Annotated in this window: 3 protein-coding genes and 1 pseudogene; 2 read left to right on the top strand and 2 right to left on the bottom strand. The window is 38.6% G+C overall.

What is annotated here, in order from left to right:
• Nucleotides 1-538 precede the first annotated feature (538 nt).
• Together EKM75_RS12620 and EKM75_RS12615 are read left to right on the top strand one after the other, a co-directional pair.
• Nucleotides 539-1,351 carry a ParA family protein gene (locus EKM75_RS12620; protein ID WP_024855822.1) on the top strand — a complete coding sequence of 271 codons (813 nt, stop codon included), beginning with the start codon at nucleotides 539-541 and terminating at the stop codon, nucleotides 1,349-1,351.
• 3 nt (nucleotides 1,352-1,354) lie between these two features.
• Nucleotides 1,355-1,711, top strand: a complete 357-nt coding sequence (locus EKM75_RS12615) for a hypothetical protein (RefSeq protein ID WP_024526904.1) — start codon at nucleotides 1,355-1,357, stop codon at nucleotides 1,709-1,711.
• A 212-nt stretch (nucleotides 1,712-1,923) separates the two neighbouring features.
• On the opposite strand, the gene EKM75_RS12610 is transcribed toward EKM75_RS12615, so the two are convergent.
• Nucleotides 1,924-2,196, bottom strand: a complete 273-nt coding sequence (locus EKM75_RS12610; protein ID WP_125694953.1) for a hypothetical protein — start codon at nucleotides 2,194-2,196, stop codon at nucleotides 1,924-1,926.
• Nucleotides 2,196-2,939, bottom strand: a pseudogene (locus tag EKM75_RS12605) (GH25 family lysozyme); the annotation flags it as partial. The gene EKM75_RS12610 and the pseudogene EKM75_RS12605, both read right to left, overlap by 1 nt.
• Between the last annotated feature and the right edge of the window lie 168 nt (nucleotides 2,940-3,107).

Below are 3,107 nucleotides of genomic sequence, written 5' to 3'. Positions count from 1 at the left end.
TAATGGTCGCGCTCACCATTCACCACCCAGCCGTACAGATGACCTTGTTGTGGTATAGCCAGACTTATTGAAGTCGCACTGGCAAACGTGTCCCCTTAGATTTAGACCCCAGCTTGTCCCCTAGGGCTTTAAAAATCGCACCGGCCATGATATAATAGTCAGTAACTTAGATGACTTCTGTGGCGCTCACCAACTCCAATTGGTGGGTGTTTTTTTATGTTCTATTTGATGTCTAAATCATATCTCAATAGCAAGAATAAGTAAAGGCACTTTTTACATAGTTCTATAGAACCACGTAATTTATAATTCTATAAATCTATAGTTCTATAAATCTATAGATGTTCATTTCTATAGTTCTATAAATCTATAGTTCTATAGAGCTGCTATGTCGGCAATATTCGCTATTTATTAGGTCTATAGAACTATAGATCTATAGTTCTATAGATATTCATTTCTATAGTTCTATAGATCTGAAGAAAATGTTCTATAGAATTTTATTTTTTTATGCTATAATTTTTCCCAAAAGGATGTGTCTATGTTGACCACAACTATTACAACCGGTAATTTTAAAGGCGGAGTTGGAAAAACAACTAATGCTGTTATGATTGCTTACACCTTATCCAATAGAGGGAAAAAATCCTTAATAGTAGATCTTGATCCACAAGCTAATGCTACAGACTTGCTGTTTACAACAATGAGCCAAGTGTATGGAACTAAACCTGATTTTAGTGAAACGCTTGAAGTTGCTTTAAAAAAAGGTAGTTTAGAAAATGCAATTGTTCATGTAAATGATAACTTAGATTTACTTCCTTCGGATGATGATTTACAGAACTATGATAAATTTCTGAGCTCTTCGTTTCCTGATGACTACACACAAGATCATTATTTCTCTAAACTATTATCAAAAATTTCAAGTAAATATGATTTTGTAATATTGGACGTTCCCCCACAATTAAACAAATTTACTGATTCCGCTTTGGTTGCAAGTGATTACGTTATTGTTATTTTGCAAACCCAAGAGCGCTCATTGCGAGGGGCAGAAACATACGTTAAGCACTTATTGCAAATCAAAGACGATTACTCTCTCGACATTGATTTGTTAGGCGTTTTACCTGTCTTACAACAAAACGGAAATGATTTAGATTTAGACGTTATCGAAGATGCAACTACAAGCTTCGGTAATGCAAATATGTTTAAACAAAAGGTGCGTCAGATGGCTAGATTAAAACGATTTGATCGCACTGGTATAACAAATAATGCTAGCCATGACATAAACGACAGAAGGGTTCACCATCTTTATGATTTGGTTGTAGATGAATTATTAGAACGTTTAAAATTGATTAGAGGTTAAAAAATGACTGCTAACGATAAAATGGGATTAGGTGCTTTTGGAGAAACTAGAAAGAATAAAACCACACGACCTCAGAAAATTGAGCCACAAAAATTTGAAGAACAACACAGAAGCATGCCAAATGACCAAGTACTAATTAAACCAAAACGTAGATTGACAGCAAAAGATACTCCAAAGTCTGTCCAGGCACAATTAGACACTCATATGGCCATAAAGCAAATAGCTACCATTGAAAATAAGCGAAACTATGAGGTTCTCAACGAAATCGTTGAAAGCTATGTTCAGAATATGCCGAACCAAAGCAAAAAATTAGTAATAGATAGTGTTAGAGCTGTTCAACAAAATATGCGAGATTTTTAAATATCTATAGATCTATAGTTCTATAGAACGAAAATTTTGTAGAACTACCAGATTAACGAATATCACTGCGTCCTCAGACGACACGTTCAACTTTTATACGTATACTTGTCCGTTTAAATGAAGCAGAATACACGCAAAAAAGCCACCCACCTCGTAAGAGATGAGTGGCTTTTTGGTTGCGTCAACTTTAAAGGATTAACTTAATCCTAGCACTATTTATTTTTTAATTCACGTACATCGCCTTCAACATTGTCTAAGCGTTCGTTGATAACTTTGTGCTCGCTTCTGCTAGCGATAAAATCTTGACGCAGCGTATTTTGCGAATCGAACAGACGCTCAATCCGCTGGCTACTATCCTTCATACTTTGAGCAATTTCTTGCAGCCGATCCGTGAAGGGCTTCATGACAACCATCAAAGCCGCATAGATACCTGCAACTACAGCAAAAGCCAAGGTGATTAATTCAATCCAACGATCAAAGGTCATTACTGGTCACCCGACTTTCTGACCAGCTTTACATAGTCCTTGTTAGCCGAGATATACCCAACGTCAGTCTTAATCCGGTAAACCTTACCGTACTTGACGGCCTTACCATAAATGGTACTGCCCTTGGAGAAGTGAATACGGCGCTTATCAGCCTTGTCTAAGGCTGGCTTACCATAAACGTTAACCTCACTGGTAATCACTTCGTACAGGCCATTATCAGCCCAGTATGAGGCTTTCTTAGGGGTTACCTTGGTATCCCTACCTGAAAGCTTACCATCGAAGTCATGACTGCAATCTACCCCATGCCAGTTATCGGTATATTGCCAAGCGTTGGCATCATTAACTCCCGGTTGACTGACACCATAAGCCGCCACCCAGATTGCCTTATCAACTAACTGGGACCGATTAATACGGCCAGAGCTGAACCATGAACCCGATCCATACGTAATCACATTCTTGTACCCGTGACTAATCAGGTATCGAAGGAATACGTTAACTTGGCTGGTCATGGAATATGGTAAGTCGGGTGCTTCAACATCAATTGCTAATACCGTGGACTTATCTAATCCCATCTTCTTCACCCAAGCCAGAAAGTATTGAGCTTCAGCCGTTCCCCGACCATGAAAGAAATGGTAAACCCCAACGGTATCAAACACTTTGAATCCATTAGCAATCTGGTTACCAGCCTTGGGACTGAGATAACCCGTACCTTCGGTTAGCTTGACCATAATCCCATCAGCGCCCCAACCTTTGAGTTTCGTCGCTTAAAGCATAGCACTAGGGAGGCTTAGATGCCTTTTTTTGTTATCAAAAAGGGCCTAGTACTTTTGGAATGGCAAATTACAAGTTTAATCCGAACAAGCCCGGAATCTTTCAATGGCAGTCTGTTGATGATGTATTTTTAATGGTCG

The organism is Levilactobacillus tongjiangensis (genome assembly GCF_003946345.1).
Classification (GTDB): domain Bacteria; phylum Bacillota; class Bacilli; order Lactobacillales; family Lactobacillaceae; genus Levilactobacillus; species Levilactobacillus tongjiangensis.
This window is presented reverse-complemented; position numbering and strand designations above follow the sequence as displayed.